We start from the raw sequence: 1,590 nt of genomic DNA, 5'->3' as shown, positions 1-1,590 counted from the left end.
ACTTCCACGGCAAACATCCTGGGCCCCTCCCGAAAGAGAAGCCTCTCCACTGGCCGGCTTTTACCCCGGCCGCATCAGCACCCCGCCGACGCTCCAGTGGATGGTTTTGTCACCGCCCTACACACGCTGAGCGATAGGCACGCGATATTGTCCTCATACCGTCACGAAGTGAGATCGGCCCGAGCCACTACAGAGGCATGATCGATCTTGGTTCGGCGTGTTTCGTGAAAAAGAAGGCTCAAAGATCCAAAAAGCGTCCCGATCGAGCTGGTTTGGCTATGTCCTTGCGAAACAAATCGTTTTACGAATTGACGCCATGCCACAGGTTGCAGGCGTACCCGTTTCCGGGTTCGAACTTCGGGTCCTGCGTCGTCCCCGTGATGGTAGCGGGCGTATCGAGACGCAGCGCATCCACATCGAGGCGGGTTCGGGAGATCAGGCGATCGCTCAAGGGAGGTTTCTCGCCGAGGCGATCCTCGAGGGCTGGACCGGTGTGGCCATGCTTACCAACGAAGCTGGGGCTTTGGTCTGGTCAATGCGCAGGGACATGCCGCCGCCTGCAGCGCCGGGCATGATTTGATCGCAGCCCACCGGCTTCAGGTCGGTGTGATGAAGGCCGGAGAGATGCTGGCTCGGCACCGAGGCCCGCTCGATGCGCAGTGTCCACAGACGCCAGGGCGTTTCCAGCGGCAAAAAATCGGCCTCGTCGAGCACGTGCTCGGCGTGGTTGCCATGCCGGACCACCATGCGGAACGCGACCTCACTTGGCGGCCCGATCAGCACGACCGTCAGGGTGTTGAAGCCGTCGTGCAGCCACGACGTAACGTCGTGATGGAAGCCATCCTCCGTCGGATCGTGCCCCTCCAGCGCAGGCTGGGTCACCGCGAAAGTGTTGAGGCTGACCATAGCGCGGCTCCCCGCGCCCCACAGCGTGAGGCGCAGCCGCTCCCCGGCTCGAATGTGCATGCTGTGCCCCGTTTCAAGGGCCAAACTGACTGCTTCGCGGGTTTTCCACAACGGGAACAGGGCGTGAACGGCAACGCTTCGTTAACCTTGTGGCCGGCACGCTGAAGCGCCCCTAGCCCGACGATCCGCCAGGCGATCCGGCAACCGTTAAACCGTAACGCGGTCGGGCCCGGCCTCCCGTGTCGCCCGCATCGGTAAGTGGCGCACGCCGCCGGTCTGCGCGTCACCCGACTGCCCCTTGGCGAACCGCCCCTTACCAGCCGCCCCCGCCTCGGCCACGAGGGACGGGAATTCGGTGAGGCGGTGGGTCGAATCGATCTCCAGGATCGTGGCATCGGGCACCGCCTCGGCGAGGCCGCAGGTGACCGTGCTCTTGCCGACGCCGGCGGTTTCCTGGGCGACGAGGAGGATGCGGGGCATGGGGTTTAGAGCGCCTAACAGAACCGCCTGATTTGGTTGAGGGTGATGAGACTGGCGGCGAGGTTGGTGAAGGCCTCGTAGATGTCGGCGCGACGCTCGTAGCGTACGGGCAGGCGTCGGAAACGGTTGAACCAGGCATGGGTGCGCTCGACTACCCAACGGTGACGCCCAAGCTTCTCGCTGCTGTCGATCCCGCGCCGAGCG

The 1,590-nt window shown here is 64.0% G+C and carries 4 protein-coding genes; all 4 read right to left on the bottom strand.

Annotated features, from left to right (window positions below; genetic code table 11):
* Positions 1-301 precede the first annotated feature (301 nt).
* Complete coding sequence (locus FV227_RS29460; RefSeq protein ID WP_187275003.1) at positions 302-451, bottom strand: hypothetical protein; 150 nt, start codon at positions 449-451, stop codon at positions 302-304.
* A complete protein-coding gene (locus tag FV227_RS29455; protein ID WP_187275002.1) occupies positions 448-906 on the bottom strand; it encodes a hypothetical protein in 459 nt (152 codons plus the stop codon). Before FV227_RS29455 ends, FV227_RS29460 begins: the two co-directional genes overlap by 4 nt.
* 207 nt (positions 907-1,113) lie before the next feature.
* On the bottom strand, positions 1,114-1,386 hold the full coding sequence (locus FV227_RS28535) for a hypothetical protein (protein ID WP_246687975.1): 273 nt from the start codon (positions 1,384-1,386) through the stop codon (positions 1,114-1,116).
* Between the two features lie 14 nt (positions 1,387-1,400).
* Positions 1,401-1,590: transposase (locus FV227_RS28530; protein WP_147859662.1), on the bottom strand; the 190-nt coding region annotated here is incomplete at its 5' end.

Source organism: Methylobacterium sp. WL119 (assembly GCF_008039875.1).
Taxonomy (GTDB): domain Bacteria; phylum Pseudomonadota; class Alphaproteobacteria; order Rhizobiales; family Beijerinckiaceae; genus Methylobacterium.
Note: the sequence above shows the minus strand (reverse complement) of the source record. Positions and strands in the feature narration are given on the sequence as shown.